The organism is Wolbachia endosymbiont of Muscidifurax uniraptor, assembly GCF_054149795.1.
On the sequence record NZ_CP083727.1, the window covers coordinates 555,317 to 576,116 of the forward strand.

A 20,800-nucleotide genomic window follows, 5' to 3' on the forward strand; every position below is an offset into this window, starting at 1 on the left:
TGCATTGAACCTAATGCAATTTTTTATTTAAGTCACGTGAAAATGAAGATATGACCTCGCTACTACGCTTATCATCTTTACGTTCATGCATTATTTTTTTTACAGCATCAGCAGCTATATTCACTGTGTTAGTCTGTAAATCCCCAAGAGCTTTTTCAACTTGGTCAGTGACTTTCTTCAAGTTAGAATGGGCATTGTCATCTAATGTCTGATCTAGCTGCTGTCTATTGTGCTTAATGATACTATTAGCTTTATCAAGTGCTTCATTCATCATTTTATTAACTTCTGCATCTAATTCTTTGTATTTTTTAGAAGATTTTTTGTAATACTCCAACATATCTTTCCTGAATTTTTCAGTTTCTTCACTTGAAAATTTGCTTTTGTTACGCTTATTGTTAAGCGCATTTTTTATCACTTTCTTTAGCAATTTATACGAAAGGACAAAACTTACCAAGAAGGCAAGACCGATAATCAGTGATGTAGACATAAAAACCCCTAAAATTCTTTGGACACCAAGTCAGCAATAAATTCCTCTTCAATTTCAGAATTAGTCAATTTAGTATAATAAATTAAAGCAATACTAGTAGCCATTTGTTTTAACTGATCAGTATATTCAGATTTAAATTCTGCCACTTTTTTTTCAATAAGCTTGCTCTTTTTTTTGTCTTCCTCTTCTAATATATTCTTAACATTAGCTCTCATTTCTTCTACCTGAGCAAGTGCATCATCTATGATTTTTTTTGCCTGTATTCTAGCTTGGTTTAAAGCGGCATTATACTTGGCAATCTGCTCTTCCGTGAGTCTTAAAAGATGAACAGAACTATTAAAAGAACCCAATACTTCTTTACTTCTAGTGCTTATTATTTTATCTAACTTTGGTAAAAATAAACAACTTACCACGAAAAAAAGTGAAGAGAAAAAAATTAAAAACCAAAAAACTTGAGAAAAGAAGGTTGAAACATCAAGCTGTGGCATCTGTTAAGCAGCAAATATTAATAACATTGCAAGTACAAACGCAAGCAATCCCATGATTTCAACCATGGCAGCACCAATATAAACATAACTTTTCATTTTACCTTCTGATTCAGGGTTTCTCGCAATCCCATTTAACATAGCAGAAAAGATATTAGCTATACCTAAACCAGCACCGAGCATTCCAAACACAGCTAAACCAATTGCTATAAACTTTAAAGCTACTAAATCCATATATTACCTTTAATTTTTCTTTATAATATAATTGTAAAATATTCTACAAGGAAGTCAATTACTTTACTGCATCTGACAAATATACACATGTTAATATAGTAAATATATAAGCTTGTAAAATTGCAACAAATACTTCAAATCCTATCAATGCAATTATGAACAAAAACAGCGCAGGAGTGAAAAATATGTTCATATTTACAATAAACCCTGCTATCACTTTGATGATTGTATGACCAGCAATCATATTTGCTGCAAGCCTTATTGATAGGCTAACCGGCCTTACTAAATAAGCAAACAACTTAATAATAATTATTATAGGTGCAAGCCACGAAGGAGTTCCTTTTGGTAGCAATATGCGTAAAAATTCTACTCCCCTTTCTTTAAATCCAACAATCGTTATATAAATAAAAACCACCATCGATAAAGCGAAGGTGACTATCACATGACTTGTGACCGTGAAACTATAAGGAAGAACACCAACTAAATTACACGATAAAATGAAAATAAATACTGTGAATATCAATGGAATGTGCTGCAAGCCTTTGCTTCCAGTGTTATTTTCTATTATTGAAATAACAAAATCATATACATACTCAACTGCAGCTTGCAAATATCCTGGTATTACTGACCCCTTCTTTATTCCAAAAAGCAAAAAGAGTATCATCAATATCACCGAAATCATCGTGAAAAAAGATGAATTGGTAAAGCTTACGTCATACCCAAATAACCTAGGTAACTCTATTATTGTATATACTTTAAATTGCTCTAGCGGATTTAACGCCATTTTGACCCTATGTACTTGAACTATAACAGTAAATAAAGTATGAATTTTATAGGACAAAGTCAAGGGTTAAGATAAGGCTCTGTGTTATTATAACATTGATACATTAACAAAATATGTAATTAGAGTGTTAATTACAGTCAGCTCTGTATTTTAAAATTTACTAATCTTATTAAATTATTTAACTTAACATCTTATTTTAATTATAATTTAATTTTTAGTGAGGTATATAATGAACGAAATAGATTTTATTAACGCTAATCATCCTTTAAATTTAGAGCAGGAATTTGGTAACGGATACATCAAATTGACAGATGGTTCCTTTAACGAATATACTGGCCATTATCAAATAGGAAGCGAAATACTAGATGAAAGCCATAATATGATAGGAGACTTAACTATAGATGGCTACATTCATAGCTTCCATGCAGATACCCACAATATGAATCTTAAATCCTTTACGAAGATAGATTTAAAAGGTGATATAAAGAAGATAAATTCTCTTTACAAGAAGATATAAAGTTACAAAAACTTCTGCATCATTGCTTGTGATACAGAAGTCACTTTTCATTCCACTACAATAAGCTTTAAAATCACTACATTTTACATTACAATAACTTTTTCACTTCTTTTTAGGTCCATGAAATTCACATTATCTTGGTTATTAGAACACTTAGAAACCAATGCTAGTTTAGAAGAAATTACCGATAAATTAACTCACATAGGGTTAGAAGTAGAAGATGTGATCGATAATTCCAGATTGACTGGGTTTATTGTTGCAGAGGTATTAGAAGTCGTACCTCATCCAAATGCTGATAAATTAAAATTATGTAAAGTAAATGATGGAAGTAAAATTCTACAAATAGTCTGTGGAGCAAACAATGTTAGAGAAGGTATGAAAACTGTACTTGCATCTCTTGGTAGCACGTTGCCAGAAAGTGATCTCACAATTAAGTCCACAAAAATACGAGGAATGCTAAGTGAAGGGATGCTCTGCTCTGCTTCTGAACTTGCGCTGGTTCAAGAGGAAAGTGAAGGAATAATCGAGCTTTCCGATGATTATAAAGTAGGGGATAAATTTTTCAATTGTGACCCTGTAATTGATATAAATGTTACTCCAAACCGTGGAGATTGCTTAGGCATTTATAGAATAGCTCCCGACCTTGCTGCAACTGGAATTGGGACATTAAAGACTTTAAGCATTCCACAACTTACCAGCTCCATAAATTCACCAATCGATGTTGAAGTTACTGACGGGGAAAGTTTTATTAGTGGAATATACATCGCCAATGTAAAAAATCAAGAAAGCCCAAAATGGTTAAAAGATAGGCTGGAATCGATAGGAATGCGCTCCATTTCTGCAATAGTTGATATCACGAACTATATTATGATATCTTTCAGCCGCCCAATGCACGCGTATGATGCAAAAAAAATAGAAGGAGAGCTCACAGTACGCAAAGCAAACGACGGAGAAAAATTTGCTGGTTTGAACGGTAAAGAATACTTATTAAACAAAGACATAAGCGTTATTGCAGGTGATAAAAATATTCATGGAATTGCTGGAATTATAGGTGGTAAGTGCAGTGAATGTACTCTTGAAACTACTGATATCTTTTTAGAGTCTGCTTGGTTCGATCCCATCTCTATTACTAAATCTTCAAGGCAGCTCGGCATCTCCACAGACGCTAGTTACAGATTTGCACGTTCAGTTGATCCTGGATTTACTTTTGATGGACTCAACCTTGCAGCTAAAATGATTCTGGACTTATGTGGTGGAGAAACCTCAAGCGTAGTGTCTGCTGGCAGTTTAGATAGTGCTGACACCAAGGTGAGCTTTGATTATCAGGATGTGAACAAGTTTGGAAGTGTGTCTGTATCGCCTGATGAGGTGCTTGATATCTTAACGAAACTAGGGTTTAGTATTGATAAAAAAACCGAAGGCAATTGGAATGTACAAATACCAAGCTGGAGACCGGACGTGACAATACCTGCTGACCTAATCGAAGAAGTAACAAGGATATACGGCTATGACAAAATAAAAGAAGAACCACTACCAAATAATGTTGAAGAAGTAGATAGTACATACGACAATTTGCGTATTTTGATGACAAACAGAGGGTTTCATGAAGTGCTAACCTGGTCGTTTATGAGTGAATCAACAGCTGAAAAATTTGGTTACTCGAATAAGTTATTTATCATCGATAATCCGTTTAACAATAGCTTTAATATAATGAGACCAAGTATTATGCCAAATTTATTGCAAGTTACTGCTGATAATATTGCCCATGGAATATCTGATCTTGCAATCTTCGAAATTGGGCCGATTTACGATGGTGAAGCTCGGTCTAAACATGTTTTAAGTGGGATAAGAACAGGAAATAATTTACCGCGAAACCATTATAATACTGATAGAAAAGTAGATGTTTTTGACGCAAAGGCTGATTGCATAGCAGCTTTGGAGTTTTTTAACGTCAATTGTGATAATTTAACGATAGAGAGAGCAGAAAAAGAACATTATCACCCAGGAAAGTCAGGCACTCTCTCTTTTAAGAATAAAGTAGCAGGTTATTTTGGAGAGTTGCATCCTAATATATTAGATCTTTTTGATATCAAGCAAAAAGTTGTAGGTTTTGAGGTGATATTAGAAAATATTGAAAATTTACCTGTAAGTAGAAAGAAATTTATCGATTATAAATACCAAAGTGTAAAACGTGATTTTGCATTTATTGTAAATAAGGATGTGAAAGTAGGTAACATAATCAATGTGGTAAAAAAAAGCTCAGAGCTCATCACAGAAGTTTTAGTATTTGACGTATACCATGGAAATAATATAGAATCGAATAAGATGTCTATAGCATTGTCAGTTACTTTCTGCTCTCCAACTCACACTTTAACTGAAAAAGAGATCCAAAAAGAATCAAGTGCTATAGTTAATTTAGTATGTGAAAATACCGAAGGAACTTTGAGAACTTATCGTTGAGTCACAATCATAGTTTCCTGCCGTTGCTGTGTCACACTTACTTCATCCAATTTATTTCCAATATTGAGTTCAATATCCTTGAAAAATCTATCCCACATTCCATGCAAATGCTCTTCTATTTTAGGCCACACATCATTTTTAAATGTTACCCCACCATCAGAAAATAAATCACCTAAAAAGGCTCCAATACCTTCATAATTTGACTGAAAACATTGAAGAAATGTCTCTCCTTCTTTACAAGTATTATGTGCCACATTTAACGCTTTTCTCTCTGTAGTCTCTTTATAAACATTTGATGCTCCAATCTTTATTGCACCAAACATAACTTTACTCCAGTTCTTAACTTTCTGTATACAACCTTCACTATCTCCTGGTATATTATTTATTATATCTTTTGTCAAATTATCTATCAAAGGAGACAATAAACCTTGATAAAAGTGCTTGATATTATTTTTTGTTTTTATCACAGGACTTTTTATGCATTTTTCTGCCAAATAGTATTCAAGTTCCGCTTCCTCTAACAACTTCTTAACTGCTTCTTCGTTAAAAGTTTCACGCTCGAACTCCTTCAGTAAATCATCCTCTATTATTGCAAACTTTATTTTTTCGCGAGATTCTAGTTCTTCTATGTAATCATTTTTTGTTTCTTCATTTATCAACAATCCTTTTTCTTCTAATTCTAACTGTTTTAATGCTTTGAGAATTTCTTGGTTATTTTTCAAATGCTTCTCTATTAATTTTGTACTTGGATGCTGTTCTCCTTTCCTATTTCGCTCACCTTCTAAATATTTGTTTAAATCCTCATTTTCTTCTATTACTTTCCTTAACGATGTAGGTTGCTCTAAGCATTCTGCAATTTCCGCTCGGTGCGCATTAATCCTCTGTACTAAATCCGGCTCCTTTTCCTCTAACAGCTTACATGAATCCTCTATACCCTTTGCTTGGCCTTTGAGTACATTTTGTTTTTTGCATTTCGTTATTTCTAAATATATCTTTGCTACAAAAGCATTTACTTTATCTGAAGCTTCTTTTAAATTCTCACTCAAAGAACCTTTTATCTCCTTTTCTAAATCTCGAAACTGGTCTATTAAGCTGAGCATGCCTAATAGGCCTAACTCACCCTTGGCTTTTTTCATTACTGATTTTACTAGCCTTTGCTCAACTTCTTGGTCATCATACTCGAACTTAAAAAGACCTTCTAACCTTCTTCTTAAAACATCACCTGCTAAATTATTCTTTTTTACATCTCCATATATTTCTTTCAATTTTTCATGTATCCTAATATATCTTTTTTGTCCTTCTTTTTTTAAAAGATTAATCTCTTCTTTAGCATTACCTAGAGCTGTCTCTGTTTCTCTACTATGTATATATTTATAAACATCAATAATTGTTCTCTTAGCTATCTTCCCTTCTTCTTTAAGCCGCTTCCATTCTGCTTTAAATATAGGAAGCTCACTATCATCTAAAACATCCGGTACTTTTGCTCCTGCTTTTTTCAGATCTCTTATTATCACTTCTTTCTCACCTGGTAATTCCTTACCTCGACTCTCTAATTCCTGTCTCACTAAAGAATTTTTTATCTCATCTTCCAGTGAAAAACCTTCTTTCCGTCTATCCAGCTGAAACCTAACTGCTTGTATAAAGGCAACTTGATAGGCGTTGTATATTAAGTGAGTTGTCAACTTAAAATCTATGCTACTTACCACTTTTAACCTGAATTCGTCCAACAATTCCTTCAATTTATCATATGTAATCTCTTTCTTTTCTAGCTTTATCAGTTCTTCCATAGTCTTCGCAAATTCTTGAATAGAAGTTGCAAGCACATCCTTGATTTCATTGCGTAAGGGCTTAAGACCATTTTTTAAATTGATGTTAGTTGACAATTTCAGTACGATGCTATGCTCTGAATCCCGCGTCACATCAAACCACTTGTTATTTTCATTTTCATACAAATCTCTAAGCAATCGTTTAAATTGCGGTGGAAATTCTATTTCCATATCCCACGCAATATTTGGTCCAGTAACTTCCTTTTCATGAAAAGACACCTCAATATTTTGATGCTTATTAGAATACCGCCCCATACTTATTTTAAGAGCAGTAACTAAAGAGTGAGATAAATCTCTATTTAAAAGATAAAAAGTAGCCAAAGCAATTGTTGCAGGAATAAGTAATGCTGCAAGCATAGCTATATTAACAAGAATCACTATTGCAGCAAGAACACCATATGCCAGTCTTTTTGCTGTACTTTCACTTACTTCACTTTTTTTTGTTTTATTCTCCTCTGAACTGATTTGTGTCTTATCATTTGTTTTTAATTTATTATATACGGCTAATCCTAACGCAGTGAAAACTATATAAGGAAACATTAAAACTGATAGAGCTAAATTTAATACTTTCTTCTTCGGGCAAGCTCGATTTACCTCTTTAAATATTCTACTTGATATATTATACCAAGAAGTAAAAAAATCAGAGTTATAATCTTTATAATGAAATATACTGAGTGGAACGTCAAAATTAGCTAACGGCTCTTGTTCTTCCACAACATCAAAAAATTCTTCTTCCTCTTCTGAAGTAGCAAGACCTAAATCATTCCCTTCTTCTACATTAGAAACAGCTTCCATAGCATCAAAAGACTCTTCCTCTTCCAAAGTAACATTGGAAATAGATTCTACTTCACCTAAATCATCACTATTGTTATTTAAGTCAACAACTTTCTTACAATCTACAACAGCATTCATACCATAACCTTATCCAATTACCTTAAGTATAGCACAAACACTGACGATTTTCAACTACTGACAATCTAACTTAATACCAACACTTAAATCCTGATATTCCTTAGAATAAAAGTTAGTTCCAATTTCTGTATTAATTTCTAAAGATAAGGAAAGAGTCTGCTCTTTTATGTATTCACTCCATTTACTTGTCGCTTTCCTAATTTTCTCATCTTTTGTTTTTATGATCACCTTAATTCGATCAGATATATGAAAATCAGCTTGTTTCCTAGTTTCCTGAATAAGTCTCACGACATCTCTTGCAAGCCCCTCTAGAATTAATTCATCATTTAAAGTGGTGTTCAGAATCACAATTCCTCTGTTATTATCAAACACGGAGGAAAATTCACTGTTTGCTTTTAACAATAGTTCATATTCGCCTTTTTTTATAGTATAGTTCTCTGTTTCATCTCCGAGGAATATTTGCTCATTTTCAACTTGCCACCATTTCCCCTCTTTGACATATTGAACTAGTTTCTTAATTTTATCTGGAACTCTTCTTCCAAGCACAGGAAAATTTAATTTTAACTCTAGTGATGCAATACCTTCGAGCCTGTTTACTAACTCTAGCTTTTTTACATTTACCTCATCTTTTATCATCTCCTGGTACTCATTTGAATCTGCAGCACACTGGATCCCAGTGTCAGCTACTTGGATAACAGGAGAGAACTCTGGGATGACAGAAAGCGGTTCACCTTCAAGAAAACTACAGGAAGACTGATGATAAATGATCATACTGCCAAGCGGCTGTCTGATACGTATATTAAAAGTGTTTCTGATCGAAAGTGCAGAGTTGCACACCTCTCTCACTAGATCCATCTTGGCAATGAGCTGACTATCAAACTTCTCTAATTGTGGAAAATTAGCCAAATGAACAGATGTTTCTTCATACTTAAGCCCTTGCCATATATTCTCTGTTATAAGTGGCAACAAAGGAGCTGCAGCTCTTAGTATGTAATAAAAAACCGTATATAGAACATTATAAGCATCAGTTTTATCCTGATCCAAATCACTTTTCCAAAAACGCTCGCGACTGCGACGAATATACCAATTATTTAGCACTTCAAAAAAGTTCATTAAAATTTTGCAAGCCTCTTGCGAGTTATAGCTATTCATAGAAGCTTGGATACTTTCTATAGCTTCAAAACATTTGGAAATCATGTAGTGATCAATAGTACTTTGATAATCCTTACAAACTTCAGCTTTAATTCCATCTGCATTTGCATACATAGTAAAAAAGTGATAACTGTTCCAAATAGGTTTTATTACGTTTTTCAGAACATCTCGTATTGAGTTTCCCTCTTTATCAAGCAGCAAATTACCACCACAAACAATAGATCCAGAAAGCATAAGAAAACGCAGTGCATCAGAACCATATCTATCAAAAACCTCCATTGGATCTGCATAGTTATTCAAACGTTTGGACAACTTTTGCCCTTTTACATCCAAAACAACACCGTGGCATATGCAGTTCTTAAATGGTTCCCTATCAAACAAAGCAGTGGACAATACAAAGAGCGTATAAAACCACCCCCTGGTTTGCGCTATGTATTCAGTGATAAAATCCGCAGATTCAAACCACTCCTTATTTTCAAACGGATAGTGGATTTGCGCAAATGGCATCGAGCCAGATTCAAACCAGCAGTCAAACACGTCAGGTACACGGCGCATAACTGATTTTCCTGTTGGATCATCAGGATTTGGTCTTGTTAAAGTATCGATAAATGGTCTGTGCAAGTCGTCTATTTTAACATTAAAATCTCTCTCCAGTTCTTCTATTGAACCATATACATCTACTCTTGGATATCTCGCATCATCTGATTTCCATACAGGGATTGGCGTACCCCAGAATCGATTGCGTGAAATTGACCAGTCGTGTGCCCCTTCAAGCCATTTTCCAAATTGACCATCTCTAATGTGGTTTGGTATCCAATTAACTCTCTTATTTAGCTCTACCATTCTGCTTTTGAATTTTGTAACAGCAACATACCAAGAAGGCATAGTGCGATAGATCAAAGGAGTGTCAGTTCTCCAGCAGTGTGGATAATTGTGAATATATTGTTCAGTTTTAAACCAATTCCCTTGCTCTTTTAATTTTTTTATTACTATATCATTGGTATCAAAAACATGAACCCCTGCCAAATCTGAAATTTCAGCAGTAAATTTTCCACTGTTATCAATTGGACAAATAACTGGAATATCATGACTTTGGCAAAGGTAAAAATCTTCCTCACCAAATCCAGGAGCAGTGTGTACAACGCCAGTACCATCTTCTCCTGTAACATAATCAGCAACAAAAACACGGAATGCATTCTTTGTATCTTTAAAGTAATCAAACAGCGGCTTATAGGAAAGATCTACAAGATCATCTGCTTTAAATTTTATATTGCAGTTTTCATATGGAATATTGCTTTGTTCACAGTGGCTGACAAATTTCCCTAAATAACTTTCAGCGAAGATGTAAACTTCATCGTTAACTAGATCTTTTGCATTATCCCCTGTCATCCCAGTAGCCCCCTCCCCTGTCATCCCAGTGCTTCGACACTGGGATCCAGAAATAGATTCCAGCGTCACGCGCTGGAATGACATCAAAGGGTGGACTGACACTGCACAATACTTAATATCTTTTCCTATTGCTAAAGCCAAGTTGCTCGGCAACGTCCAGGGAGTTGTAGTCCAAGCAAGTAATTTACACTTTCGTTTAACACTTTTAAACTGCTGTGGGTTTTCTAAAAGCTCAAATGCAACAGTTACAGCTTTGCTAGTCTTTTCTCTATACGCGTTATCTAGTCTTGTTTCAAAATTAGACAATGGAGTTTCGCACGCCCAGCTATATGGAACAACGCGCACTGATTCATACACTAGACCCTTATCATAAAGCTGCTTGAATGCCCACATGACCGACTCCATGAATGATTTATCCATGGTCTTATAGTCATTGTGAAAATCTACCCATCTTGCTTGTCTATTGACATATTTTTCCCACTCTGATGAAAATTTCATCACAGAAGTACGGCAATGATCGTTAAATTTATCTATACCAAACTTCTCTATCTCAGTTCTACCAGATATTCCAAGTTCTTTTTCTGCACCCATCTCAGCCGGCAATCCATGGCAATCCCAGCCAAATCTACGTTCAACCCTTTTTTGAAGCATAGTTTGATATCTTGCAAATGCGTCTTTGATGAAACCAGTGAGTAAATGTCCATAATGCGGAAGTCCATTTGCAAACGGAGGCCCATCGTAAAAGACAAAACAATTATCCTTGGAACGTTCTTCAACTGACCGCTCAAAAACTTTGTTTTCCTGCCAAAATTTTATGATTTCCTTTTCTAACGACGAAAAATCAGGACTACTTACTGTATCAGGATAATGCTTTGACTTCATGTTCGCTATGTAAAACTAAAGAATATAGGGCTTTCTGAAAAATTACAAATTCAAAAATATTTCCGTAGCTCACACCCCAACAAACTATTCTGCCGAGTTTCCAATACCTTTTTTTAAGTTTTACTTGCAGTTTTTATTGTTTTACTTTCCATAAGATGGTACAAGCCTCCACCTTCTAGGTGGAGAAACTTTAGTTTGTCAATGTCATAACTGTACTTTATAAAGTATAGTTATGACGGAATATGACAAAGGAAAACACACTGTATTTTATCATAGGTACCATATAGTCTGGATTACAAAATATCGGTACAGAGTATTAACTAAGGCTATGAAGGAGAGAATACGAACAATCATAGCAGAAGTATCTGAAGAAATGGGGATTAAGATAGAAAACGGAGTAATATCATCAGATCATTTACATTTATTCGTAGTAATACCTCCTCATATAGCTGTGAGTGATTTTGTTCAAAGAGCCAAAGGCAGGTCTTCACGCAAAGTTCAACAAGAATTTCCAGAGCTAAATAAAATGTACTGGGGAAAGCGTTTTTGGGGAAGAGGATACTTTAGTGCTACCAGCGGACATATCACAGATGAAGTCATTAATGAGTACATCAATAAACATACAGATGCACATCAGCCTCATTCTATATCTAGTATAAGATTGGAGTAGCTTTAGCTTCTCATCGCGCTTCCAGCGCTATATCCAACCTTTCGGCTCTCAGCCGATAGTGGTTGAGTTAACATTAACCCAAGCTTTAGGGGTATTTTATGGATCAGAAGACAGATAAGTTTCCACAATTTTTAAAAATGTTGTGCTTTGTTGAAATGTGGGAACGTTTCTCTTACTATGGAATGAGGGCACTTTTGGTCCTATTTTTGACTTCTCACTTAGGTTTCACTGATGAGAGGGCCTTTACTATTTACTCATTATTTGCTGCAACAGGTTATGCTATACCAATACTTGGAGGTTTTTTAGCTGATAAGTTGATGGGATTCCGCAACATGGTATTGCTTGGAGGGATAGTGATGATAGCAGGTCATGCCTGCATGTCATTGGTTGAGTTTGAACCAGGTTTATTATATTTAGGTTTATCTCTAATAGCCGTAGGTACTGGTATGTTTAAAGGAAACGTAACTAACTTACTTGGTTCATGCTATGGCAAAGACGATCCTGAACGTAGCAGAGGCTTTACTTTATTTTATGTAGGTATAAACCTTGGAGCAATATTGGCTTCTATTTCATGTGGTTATGTAGCCCACTTATTTGGTTGGCACTACGGCTTTGGTTTAGCTGGCATTGGGATGTCTATAGGGCTAATCTTTTTTCTCAAATTTCAGAGTCTTTTAGGAGATAGCGGCCTTTCTCCTTATCCAGAGCTTATGAATAAGCGCATATTAGGGATTAAAATCTTTGGTATAGTATTGATAGGAAGCTTTCTGTAATCATCAATAATTGCTAAAATGCTTATACATAGTGAATTTTTTACTAATATGCTCATATTTGTTGGAATAACAGCTCTAGGCATATTTATTTATATAATATCTAAATTATCAGCAGAACAAAGACGAAAATTAGTGGCATTATCTATTCTTGTGGTATTTTTCTTGTGTTTTTTTGCTTTAGAAATGCAGCTTGGCTCTTTGGTTAACTTATTCACCGAAAGAAACGTTATTAACAATGTATTAGGTATAACAATTCCAGCTTCAGTTTCTCAAGCCATAAATCCTTTATCAATTATAATACTTGGCTTTCTTTTTGGAACATACATGAAGTTTAAGCAAAAATATGCAACTTCCATGTTTACCCTTGGCCTTCTGACAATGGCTATGTGTTTTTTCACACTGTACATAGGATGTTTAAACTCTAACAGCGAAGGTAAAGTAGAATACTTATATTTAATAATTGCTATCTCCTTTATGGGACTGGGAGAATTATGCATTGCTCCCTTAGTTTTAGAACAATCAACTGCACTAGCTCCCCCAAATTTTAAAGGAGTAGTAATGGGTATAACAACGATGTCGTTAGCATTTTCTAACCTAGCCGGAGTTGCAATATCAAAATTTATGTCAGTTCCTTCAGTAAACGGTAAAATAAATTATTTAGAATCTTTAGAAATATATAAAGAGGGTTTTTTAAAGGTGGGAATATTTAATTTAATGCTCGTTATTGTATTTTTATTCTTCTTCAATTTTATACATAAAGTTGTTACTAACTCATCTTGTACAAAAAATTGATATAGGTAAGCTCAAATTTGTAGGTTTAAGGTACCCGTTCAGCAGAGGTAGCAATTAAACTTTGTAACTTTTGAAAAAGATTATGATTGCATTTTTTCAATACTCTTTGCTTAAGATTTATATTTAACGCTGCTTAAAATCAGTGAAATGCACACCCCAGCAAACTACTCTGCCGAGCTTCCAACACTTTCACATTTACTATTTTGTCCCTGTATTTATCTTCAGAATCATCAATGCACACTGATTGCATATATGGGCTTTTACCAATAATTTGGTTTTGGTGTTTACCTTTTTTATCGCTAAACAGAACAGGTATAGTTTTACCTACCATACTCTGGTTAAACTCAAGTTGTTGCTTACTAATTAATTTCTGTAAACGAAGAAGGCGCTCTGTTTTAACCTCTTCTGGTACTTGATCTTTTCTTTCCGCTCCCGGTGTGCCTGGTCTTGGGCTGTATTTAAAACTATAAGCCTGAGCATATCTAACTTTTTCTACTAATTTCATAGTTTCTTCAAAATCTTTTTCGGTTTCTCCAGGAAAACCAACAATAAAATCAGAAGAAAATTCGATTTCAGGTTTCAATTTGCGAAATCTGTCTATTATTTCCAAATACTCCTCTGCAGTGTGTTTCCTGTTCATCGCGTGCAATATTTTATTCGAACCAGACTGCACAGGCAGGTGAACAAACGGCATGAGCTTTGGCTCTTCCGCATGTGCCAAGTAGAGAGATTCATGCATATCTCTTGGATGAGAAGTTGTATAACGAATCCTCTCTAGCTTTTCAATTTTAGCAATATGACTAATTAATTTTCCTAAATCCCACACTTCCCCTTCGCACTCCCCATGGTAAGCATTGACGTTCTGACCAAGCAAATTGATCTCATTTGCCCCATTTGCAACTAATTTCAATGCTTCATGAAATATTTCATTCACTGGCCGTGAATACTCAGCTCCACGAGTATAGGGCACTACACAAAACGTACAAAATTTATCACAACCCTCTTGTATGGCAAGAAACGCAGAAGACCCCTGGCTATTGCCATAGCATTCATCTGGCAATTTATCAAACTTTGCAACTTCAGGAAAATCAGTGTTTATTACATGACCTTTACTTCTGCTTGCTTTGACTATCAGCTCCGGTAAGGTAGCGATACTCTGCGGACCAACAACAATATCAACAAAAGGAGCCCTTCTGAACACTTCTTCTCCCTCTGCTTGCGCTACACACCCAGCCACCACTATAGTCATTTCTTTTCGTAACGAATGAATCTTCCCAAGCTCTGAGTAAAGTTTTTCTGCTGCCTTCTCTCTAATGTGACAAGTATTCAGTATCACTAAATCGGCTTTCCCTGCATCACTAACAACGTTGAACCCCAAAGGTTTAATTACATTTTCCATTAAAACGGAGTCATAAACGTTCATCTGACAGCCGTAAGTTTTAATATATAGGCCTTTCATATTTGGTATGTCTTTTTCAAAATTTCTTCACCCTACACGTAAATGTCTAACAGACCAGCGCGTGACGCTAGTGAACTTGCTAGCACAATAGATTTTGACAAAATTATACGAAAAACTGGATCCCAGTGTCAAGCACTGGGATGACAAGTTCTCGGCAACCCCTACGTCATACCATCACGGTATCTCTAGATCCCGCTAACAAGTAGCAGGATGACGGTTGTCAGGGTGTCATGAAAGTAGCTAACACTGGCTTCCATCCAAGAGGGCAGTGCCCTCTTCTTGTCATCCCAGTGCTTGACACTGGGATGGCTTTGTTGCATCGCTACTTATGAAAGGCTAACTATAGTTAGGATTATAAGCAACCTATTGAAAATCTTGTTTTTTTGCAATCAATCTGATCAAATTTAAGAATAGTAATTTATTATTTACATTAATAAATTTAATTCTATTGAAAATAGCTAAAGCATTGAAATTCTTGAATTTTAGCCGGATTAGTGAGTGGTAGTGAAATTTCTTTTACTCAAATTTAGGTATTCACTGACCGTTCTTGTTATAAATACCAGAATAATAAGCTACTGATATTCTCCATCTTTTTTATCTTTAATCCATCATAGCTAGCGATGCAACAAAGCCCACTGGGATCCAGGAAAAAGAATGGTGTCATCCGAGTAGCTTGACACTGGCATCCAGGAAACTTAATTGCAAGTAATGCATTGAGTTTGGTGAGTATGGGTTTTGCGTTATAGAATGAAGCACTTTTGGTGAATTTGTAAAGAAAGCTGGATCCCAGTGGGCTTTGTTGCATAGCAACTGAAAAATCTGGTGGCTACTGACAAAATTCATTATAAAATAGCCATTTAACCTTGAAAGAAAAAATATGCCACAAAAAATGAGGGTCAGTAACCATAGCGAATATAACAAATTTCTAGAAAAAAGAGGAAATATTTTTCATTATATCAACGAAGCCATAGAAAAGTGGTACGAGAATGGTCCAAAAATACCAGGTGGCAACAATATTTATAGCGATAAAGTTGTAATTTTGGTGCACATAATAACTTGTTTATTTAGAATAGGCCTGAGGCAAACAGTTGGGTTTATAGCAGGATACCTTGAGCAAATTGGGAAAAATTTGCAAGTTATCAGCTATTCACAATCATCAAGAAGGTTTAAGAAACTCAATATTAAGATCAATGATTGCAGAAAATAATATGGAAGATATCGAAATTGCTATAGACAGTACAGGAATTAGTATATACAACAACACTCCTGGTCATAGCAAAGAAAATAGCGAAGATAGAAAGTATCGCAGCTATGAACAGACAAGAAAATTGCATGTAATGTTGAATACAAACAGCAAAAAAGCCATAGCTGTAAAATACAGTAACGGTGTCTACTCTGATCACTATGGAGCTTGTGATTTGCTAAAAGAAGTCGATTTTCAGTATGTCATAAAAGTACTATATGCAGATAGGGCATATGACAGAGAAAAGCTCTATAAGCTGTGTAATCAATATGGTATAAAAACGAAAATTCCTCCGAAAAACAACGCAGCAGAGCATCCAAAATTGGATTATATGCTTGATAGAAATGCCGCTATTCAGTTAATGAAATTACATGGTGAGAATGGTATAAAAAGATGGAAAGAAGAAGTAAATTACGGAAAAAGATCGTATATTGAAGGATTTTTCTCAAGGTTGAAGCGAATATTTGGGTTTAGTTTTAGGAGCAAATCTGAAATTAATCGTGAGAAGGAACTGCTACTCAAGTGTTATTTGCTTAACAAATTTACTGAAATAGGCATGGCTAAGTTTGAGATAGCTTCATGAATTTATTGTACGTTACCTACTATCCGAAGAGCGATGCAACAAAGCCATCCCAGTGTCACGCACTGGGATGACAAGAAAGGGAGCACTGGAATTTTTATTTCAGTATTGTACATTAGCCATGCATCTGAACAGATACGAGCTTTCTGCTTTTTTTTGGGTAAGGTCACTCAACCACTATCGGCTGAGAGCCGAAAGGTTGGATATAGCGCTGGAAGCGCGATGAGAAGCTAAAGCTACTCCAATCTTATACTAGATATAGAATGAGGCTGATGTGCATCTGTATGTTTATTGATGTACTCATTAATGACTTCATCTGTGATATGTCCGCTGGTAGCACTAAAGTATCCTCTTCCCCAAAAACGCTTTCCCCAGTACATTTTATTTAGCTCTGGAAATTCTTGTTGAACTTTGCGTGAAGACCTGCCTTTGGCTCTTTGAACAAAATCACTCACAGCTATATGAGGAGGTATTACTACGAATAAATGTAAATGATCTGATGATATTACTCCGTTTTCTATCTTAATCCCCATTTCTTCAGATACTTCTGCTATGATTGTTCGTATTCTCTCCTTCATAGCCTTAGTTAATACTCTGTACCGATATTTTGTAATCCAGACTATATGGTACCTATGATAAAATACAGTGTGTTTTCCTTTGTCATATTCCGTCATAACTATACTTTGTAAAGTACAGTTATGACATTGACAAACTAAAGTTTCTCCACCTAGAAGGTGGAGGCTTGTACCATCTTATGGAAACTCAACCACTATCGGCTGAGAGCCGAAAGGTTGGATATAGCGCTGGAAGCGCGATGAGAAGCTAAAGCTACTCCAATCTTATACTAGATATAGAATGAGGCTGATGTGCATCTGTATGTTTATTGATGTACTCATTAATGACTTCATCTGTGATATGTCCGCTGGTAGCACTAAAGTATCCTCTTCCCCAAAAACGCTTTCCCCAGTACATTTTATTTAGCTCTGGAAATTCTTGTTGAACTTTGCGTGAAGACCTGCCTTTGGCTCTTTGAACAAAATCACTCACAGCTATATGAGGAGGTATTACTACGAATAAATGTAAATGATCTGATGATATTACTCCGTTTTCTATCTTAATCCCCATTTCTTCAGATACTTCTGCTATGATTGTTCGTACTCTCTCCTTCATAGCCTTAGTTAATACTCTGTACCGATATTTTGTAATCCAGACTATATGGTACCTATGATAAAATACAGTGTGTTTTCCTTTGTCATATTCCGTCATAACTATACTTTATAAAGTACAGTTATGACATTGACAAACTAAAGTTTCTCCACCTAGAAGGTGGAGGCTTGTACCATCTTATGGAAAGTCAAAAAGGTTTTACAACAACCATAATAACTATAACTATTATCAATACTGTAACTGCTTCATTTAAAACGCGAAAATAAATATGTGACTTCTTATTCGAACCCATTGCAAAATTTTTCCTATATTTTGCAAGTAGCATATGAATAATTAACATCAAAAGTATTGCAAATGCTTTTACATGAAACCATCCTTCACGATATGCTTCCCTAATAACCATTAGTGTAATTCCAAGACCAAGTGAGAAAAGCATTGCAGGGTTTATGATATGTCTAAGTAGCCTCTTTTCCATTGTTTGAAGCAAGCTATCATTTTCCGATCCCGGTTTTACAGTTGCATGGTAGACATAAAGCCTGGGTAAATAAAGCATACCTGCCATCCACATGATAACAGAGATAACATGAAAAGCCTCAAGCCAGTGGTAATAGTTCATTAGCAAAAATTTAAAATTCCTGGTATTGTGTTAGTTTAATGAAAAAGAAATCGATATGAAAGCAGAAAATTTCACTAAAGAACAGATAATTGGATTCTACAGGAAAATGCTACTCATACGCAGATTTGAGGAAAAAGCAGGACAATTATATGGGATGGGATTAATAGGCGGGTTCTGTCACCTATCAATAGGACAAGAAGCAGTTGCAGTTGGAACTCAAGCTGCATCAAAATTAGGTGACGCTTTTATCACAAGTTATAGAGACCATGGCTTAATGCTCGCATGTGATTCTGATCCAAATGTTGTAATGGCAGAGCTTACCGGCAAAGAAACAGGATGCTCGAAAGGTAAAGGTGGTTCGATGCACGTATTTGACGTTGAAAAAAAATTCTTCGGCGGGCATGGAATAGTGGGAGCACAAGTTCCAATTGGCACAGGAATAGCATTTGCTAATAAATATAAGAAAAAAGATAATGTGGTATTTACATATTTTGGCGACGGTGCTGCAAATCAAGGACAAGTATATGAATCGTTTAATATGGCATCTTTGTGGGAGTTGCCTGTGGTTTACATCATAGAAAATAATGAATACGCAATGGGAACCTCCGTGCAAAGATCAACTTTAGTAACAGAGTTATATAAAAGAGGAGAAAGTTTTGGTATTCCTGGAAAACAAGTTGATGGAATGGATTTTTTCTCTGTTTATGAGGCTACAAGCGAAGCAGCGGAACACACACGCAGCGGAAAAGGGCCTATCCTGCTTGAAATGAAGACATATCGATATCGCGGTCACTCAATGTCAGATCCTGCTACTTATCGCTTAAAAGAAGAAGTTGAAGATATGAAGCAAAATCATGACCCTATAAGCACTTTAAAGAAATACATGACAGATAATAAAATGGCTTCAGAAGAAGAGTGCAAAGTAATTGATAAGGAAATACGTGATTTAGTAAAAAAGTCGGAAGATTTTGCCAAAAATAGTAAAGAACCAAGCGTTGATGAGCTGTATACTGATGTTTATAAATTTGTTAGCTAATTTTTTTATCCAGAACTGTACAAACATTGTATAGTAAACGATGTCATCCAAATAGCTCCTTCTCCCGTCATCCAAGTGCCCTCCTTTTTTTGTCATCCCAGTGCTCCGACTACTTGGATCCAGCTGAGTTGGTGAGTATAAAAGTATAGCTAACGCAAGCTCTACGTCATGCCGCCGCGAACCGTCATACCGCGATTCATTCGCGGTATCTCTAGATCCCGCTAACAAGCAGCGGGATGACGGTTGTCAGGCTAGCTGTCATCTCAGTAGTCTCCTTCTCCTGTCATCCGAGTAGCTGACACTGGTTCCTTTATGACGGCAGTAGCCCCTTCGGTGTCATTCCAGTGCTTGACACTGGAATGACACCAATAATTGACATTTCACTAGATATTCATTATAAATAATGGAATGCTACAAAGTATAAAAACCATATTAATAGAAGACGATAACGTGAGGCTGGATAGGTACATCAGAAGAATCTTTCCTGATCTAAAGCAATCTGTAATTGAAAAATCTTTAAGGAAAGGATTAATCAAAGTTGATGATTGCAAAGCAAAGTCCAGTGATAGAGTAAATTCTGGGCAAACTATAACGCTGAAGCACTTGAATTATATTGAAAACGCTAATTCTGATCGCAAATATAATGAAAAGTTAGTGAATCTACTAAGAGAGAACATATTATATGAAGACGAATATATACTAGCTATAAACAAACCCGCAGGGGTCATCGTTCAAGGTGGCGTAAAAGTAAAGATTAGCATGAGTGATTTGCTTGACCAAATAAGAGAGGGAGAAACATTTAAAATTGTCCATAGGCTAGATAGAGATACGAGTGGAGTGATAATATTCGCACGCAACGCTAATGTTGCCAGATACCTTATGGAAGAATTTAAAGGACGAAGAGTAAAAAAGACTTATTTAGCATTAACTTCTGGCATACCGAGCAAGGATAGTGGAACAATAGACTATCCATTGGTGAAAAAATATGTTTCAGGTCAAGAAAAAGTGGTCGTTGATGAAAATTCACCTCAGAATGCCACTACGCATTTTTCAATTATAGCAAAATCCAAACACAATGTTGCTTATTTAAAATTACAACCAATTACCGGCAGAACCCATCAGTTACGTGCACATTTAGCTCATATAAATTGCCCTATTCTTGGTGACGGTAAATATGGTGGTAAAAAAGCTTTTATTGATGGGATAGCAAATAAAATTCACCTTCATTCGCATTCTTTATCTTTAAAACTGCCAAACAATAAAGAAATCACTATCACCGCTCCTATCACTAAACACATCGAAAAATCCATTGAAGCGCTATTTTTCGACTGAAACG

The 20,800-nt window shown here is 35.4% G+C and carries 17 protein-coding genes and 2 pseudogenes; 8 read left to right on the forward strand and 11 right to left on the reverse strand.

Annotation, left to right across the window (positions count from 1 at the left end; genetic code table 11):
- Positions 1 to 10: 10 nt before the first annotated feature.
- From LA754_RS02875 to LA754_RS02890, 4 genes are read right to left on the reverse strand one after another with little or no spacing between them, the layout of a single operon-like run.
- Positions 11 to 487 carry a F0F1 ATP synthase subunit B family protein gene (locus tag LA754_RS02875; protein ID WP_077188071.1) on the reverse strand — a complete coding sequence of 159 codons (477 nt, stop codon included), beginning with the start codon at positions 485 to 487 and terminating at the stop codon, positions 11 to 13.
- Between the two features lie 8 nt (positions 488 to 495).
- Positions 496 to 975 carry a F0F1 ATP synthase subunit B family protein gene (locus LA754_RS02880; protein ID WP_077188072.1) on the reverse strand — a complete coding sequence of 160 codons (480 nt, stop codon included), beginning with the start codon at positions 973 to 975 and terminating at the stop codon, positions 496 to 498.
- A gap of 3 nt (positions 976 to 978) precedes the next feature.
- Positions 979 to 1,206: a F0F1 ATP synthase subunit C gene (locus tag LA754_RS02885; RefSeq protein WP_006014985.1), complete on the reverse strand. Its 228-nt coding sequence runs from the start codon at positions 1,204 to 1,206 to the stop codon at positions 979 to 981.
- A 58-nt stretch (positions 1,207 to 1,264) separates the two neighbouring features.
- The gene (locus LA754_RS02890; protein WP_006279256.1) at positions 1,265 to 1,990 is read right to left on the reverse strand and encodes a F0F1 ATP synthase subunit A; all 726 of its coding nucleotides are present in this window, start codon (positions 1,988 to 1,990) and stop codon (positions 1,265 to 1,267) included.
- Between the two features lie 229 nt (positions 1,991 to 2,219).
- On the opposite strand from LA754_RS02890, the gene LA754_RS02895 reads away from it, so the two are divergent.
- Positions 2,220 to 2,507, forward strand: a complete 288-nt coding sequence (locus LA754_RS02895; RefSeq protein WP_006279257.1) for a hypothetical protein — start codon at positions 2,220 to 2,222, stop codon at positions 2,505 to 2,507.
- 120 nt (positions 2,508 to 2,627) lie between these two features.
- Positions 2,628 to 4,967 (forward strand): phenylalanine--tRNA ligase subunit beta, encoded by a 2,340-nt coding sequence (gene pheT, locus LA754_RS02900; RefSeq protein WP_077190135.1) that lies wholly within the window; start codon positions 2,628 to 2,630, stop codon positions 4,965 to 4,967.
- On the opposite strand, the gene LA754_RS02905 is transcribed toward pheT, so the two are convergent.
- Positions 4,958 to 7,705 (reverse strand): hypothetical protein, encoded by a 2,748-nt coding sequence (locus LA754_RS02905; protein WP_457923714.1) that lies wholly within the window; start codon positions 7,703 to 7,705, stop codon positions 4,958 to 4,960. The two genes, pheT and LA754_RS02905, sit on opposite strands and share 10 nt — an antisense overlap.
- Positions 7,706 to 7,759: 54 nt before the next feature.
- A complete protein-coding gene (locus tag LA754_RS02910) occupies positions 7,760 to 11,128 on the reverse strand; it encodes a class I tRNA ligase family protein (RefSeq protein ID WP_457923715.1) in 3,369 nt (1,122 codons plus the stop codon).
- Positions 11,129 to 11,360: 232 nt separating this feature from the next.
- Between LA754_RS02910 and tnpA (LA754_RS02915) the strand changes: the two genes are divergently transcribed.
- Positions 11,361 to 11,798 (forward strand): IS200/IS605 family transposase, encoded by a 438-nt coding sequence (gene tnpA, locus LA754_RS02915; protein ID WP_006279552.1) that lies wholly within the window; start codon positions 11,361 to 11,363, stop codon positions 11,796 to 11,798.
- Between the two features lie 98 nt (positions 11,799 to 11,896).
- Positions 11,897 to 13,363 (forward strand): annotated as a pseudogene (locus tag LA754_RS02920) (peptide MFS transporter).
- A gap of 139 nt (positions 13,364 to 13,502) precedes the next feature.
- Here LA754_RS02920 and miaB read toward each other — a convergent pair.
- Positions 13,503 to 14,822 (reverse strand): tRNA (N6-isopentenyl adenosine(37)-C2)-methylthiotransferase MiaB, encoded by a 1,320-nt coding sequence (miaB, locus tag LA754_RS02925; protein WP_006279599.1) that lies wholly within the window; start codon positions 14,820 to 14,822, stop codon positions 13,503 to 13,505.
- Positions 14,823 to 15,372: 550 nt separating this feature from the next.
- Positions 15,373 to 15,627, reverse strand: a complete 255-nt coding sequence (locus LA754_RS02930; RefSeq protein WP_006279601.1) for a hypothetical protein — start codon at positions 15,625 to 15,627, stop codon at positions 15,373 to 15,375.
- A 72-nt stretch (positions 15,628 to 15,699) separates the two neighbouring features.
- On the opposite strand from LA754_RS02930, the pseudogene LA754_RS02935 reads away from it, so the two are divergent.
- Both LA754_RS02935 and LA754_RS02940 read left to right on the forward strand, forming a co-directional pair.
- Positions 15,700 to 16,648, forward strand: a pseudogene (locus LA754_RS02935) (IS5 family transposase).
- Positions 16,649 to 16,681: 33 nt separating this feature from the next.
- Entirely contained in the window at positions 16,682 to 16,879 is a 198-nt protein-coding gene (locus LA754_RS02940; protein WP_457923716.1) for a hypothetical protein, read from the forward strand.
- Between the two features lie 2 nt (positions 16,880 to 16,881).
- Here the strand turns inward: LA754_RS02940 and tnpA (LA754_RS02945) are convergent, their stop codons facing one another.
- The 3 genes from tnpA (LA754_RS02945) to hemJ all read right to left on the reverse strand — a co-directional run bounded on the left by tnpA (LA754_RS02945) (position 16,882) and on the right by hemJ (position 18,428).
- On the reverse strand, positions 16,882 to 17,319 hold the full coding sequence (gene tnpA / locus LA754_RS02945) for an IS200/IS605 family transposase (RefSeq protein ID WP_006279552.1): 438 nt from the start codon (positions 17,317 to 17,319) through the stop codon (positions 16,882 to 16,884).
- 154 nt (positions 17,320 to 17,473) lie between these two features.
- Positions 17,474 to 17,911 carry an IS200/IS605 family transposase gene (gene tnpA / locus LA754_RS02950; RefSeq protein WP_006279602.1) on the reverse strand — a complete coding sequence of 146 codons (438 nt, stop codon included), beginning with the start codon at positions 17,909 to 17,911 and terminating at the stop codon, positions 17,474 to 17,476.
- Positions 17,912 to 17,999: 88 nt separating this feature from the next.
- Entirely contained in the window at positions 18,000 to 18,428 is a 429-nt protein-coding gene (gene hemJ / locus LA754_RS02955) for a protoporphyrinogen oxidase HemJ (RefSeq protein ID WP_006279885.1), read from the reverse strand.
- A 55-nt stretch (positions 18,429 to 18,483) separates the two neighbouring features.
- On the opposite strand from hemJ, the gene pdhA reads away from it, so the two are divergent.
- Complete coding sequence (pdhA, locus tag LA754_RS02960; RefSeq protein WP_006279887.1) at positions 18,484 to 19,464, forward strand: pyruvate dehydrogenase (acetyl-transferring) E1 component subunit alpha; 981 nt, start codon at positions 18,484 to 18,486, stop codon at positions 19,462 to 19,464.
- 408 nt (positions 19,465 to 19,872) lie between these two features.
- Positions 19,873 to 20,796, forward strand: a complete 924-nt coding sequence (locus tag LA754_RS02965; protein ID WP_006279888.1) for an RluA family pseudouridine synthase — start codon at positions 19,873 to 19,875, stop codon at positions 20,794 to 20,796.
- Positions 20,797 to 20,800 lie beyond the last annotated feature (4 nt).

Bases quoted from the DNA above. Each gene is read 5' to 3' on its own strand.
- tnpA (WP_006279552.1), bottom strand. From the start codon at position 17,319: ATGACGGAATATGACAAAGGAAAACACACTGTATTTTATCATAGGTAC.
- LA754_RS02875 (WP_077188071.1), bottom strand. From the start codon at position 487: ATGTCTACATCACTGATTATCGGTCTTGCCTTCTTGGTAAGTTTTGTC.
- LA754_RS02910 (WP_457923715.1), bottom strand. From the start codon at position 11,128: ATGAAGTCAAAGCATTATCCTGATACAGTAAGTAGTCCTGATTTTTCG.
- hemJ (WP_006279885.1), bottom strand. From the start codon at position 18,428: ATGAACTATTACCACTGGCTTGAGGCTTTTCATGTTATCTCTGTTATC.
- tnpA (WP_006279602.1), bottom strand. From the start codon at position 17,911: ATGACGGAATATGACAAAGGAAAACACACTGTATTTTATCATAGGTAC.
- miaB (WP_006279599.1), bottom strand. From the start codon at position 14,822: ATGAAAGGCCTATATATTAAAACTTACGGCTGTCAGATGAACGTTTAT.
- pheT (WP_077190135.1), top strand. From the start codon at position 2,628: ATGAAATTCACATTATCTTGGTTATTAGAACACTTAGAAACCAATGCT.
- LA754_RS02895 (WP_006279257.1), top strand. From the start codon at position 2,220: ATGAACGAAATAGATTTTATTAACGCTAATCATCCTTTAAATTTAGAG.
- LA754_RS02940 (WP_457923716.1), top strand. From the start codon at position 16,682: ATGCAACAAAGCCATCCCAGTGTCACGCACTGGGATGACAAGAAAGGG.
- LA754_RS02885 (WP_006014985.1), bottom strand. From the start codon at position 1,206: ATGGATTTAGTAGCTTTAAAGTTTATAGCAATTGGTTTAGCTGTGTTT.
- LA754_RS02905 (WP_457923714.1), bottom strand. From the start codon at position 7,705: ATGAATGCTGTTGTAGATTGTAAGAAAGTTGTTGACTTAAATAACAAT.
- pdhA (WP_006279887.1), top strand. From the start codon at position 18,484: ATGAAAGCAGAAAATTTCACTAAAGAACAGATAATTGGATTCTACAGG.
- LA754_RS02890 (WP_006279256.1), bottom strand. From the start codon at position 1,990: ATGGCGTTAAATCCGCTAGAGCAATTTAAAGTATATACAATAATAGAG.
- LA754_RS02930 (WP_006279601.1), bottom strand. From the start codon at position 15,627: ATGCAACAAAGCCCACTGGGATCCAGCTTTCTTTACAAATTCACCAAA.
- LA754_RS02880 (WP_077188072.1), bottom strand. From the start codon at position 975: ATGCCACAGCTTGATGTTTCAACCTTCTTTTCTCAAGTTTTTTGGTTT.
- tnpA (WP_006279552.1), top strand. From the start codon at position 11,361: ATGACGGAATATGACAAAGGAAAACACACTGTATTTTATCATAGGTAC.
- LA754_RS02965 (WP_006279888.1), top strand. From the start codon at position 19,873: ATGCTACAAAGTATAAAAACCATATTAATAGAAGACGATAACGTGAGG.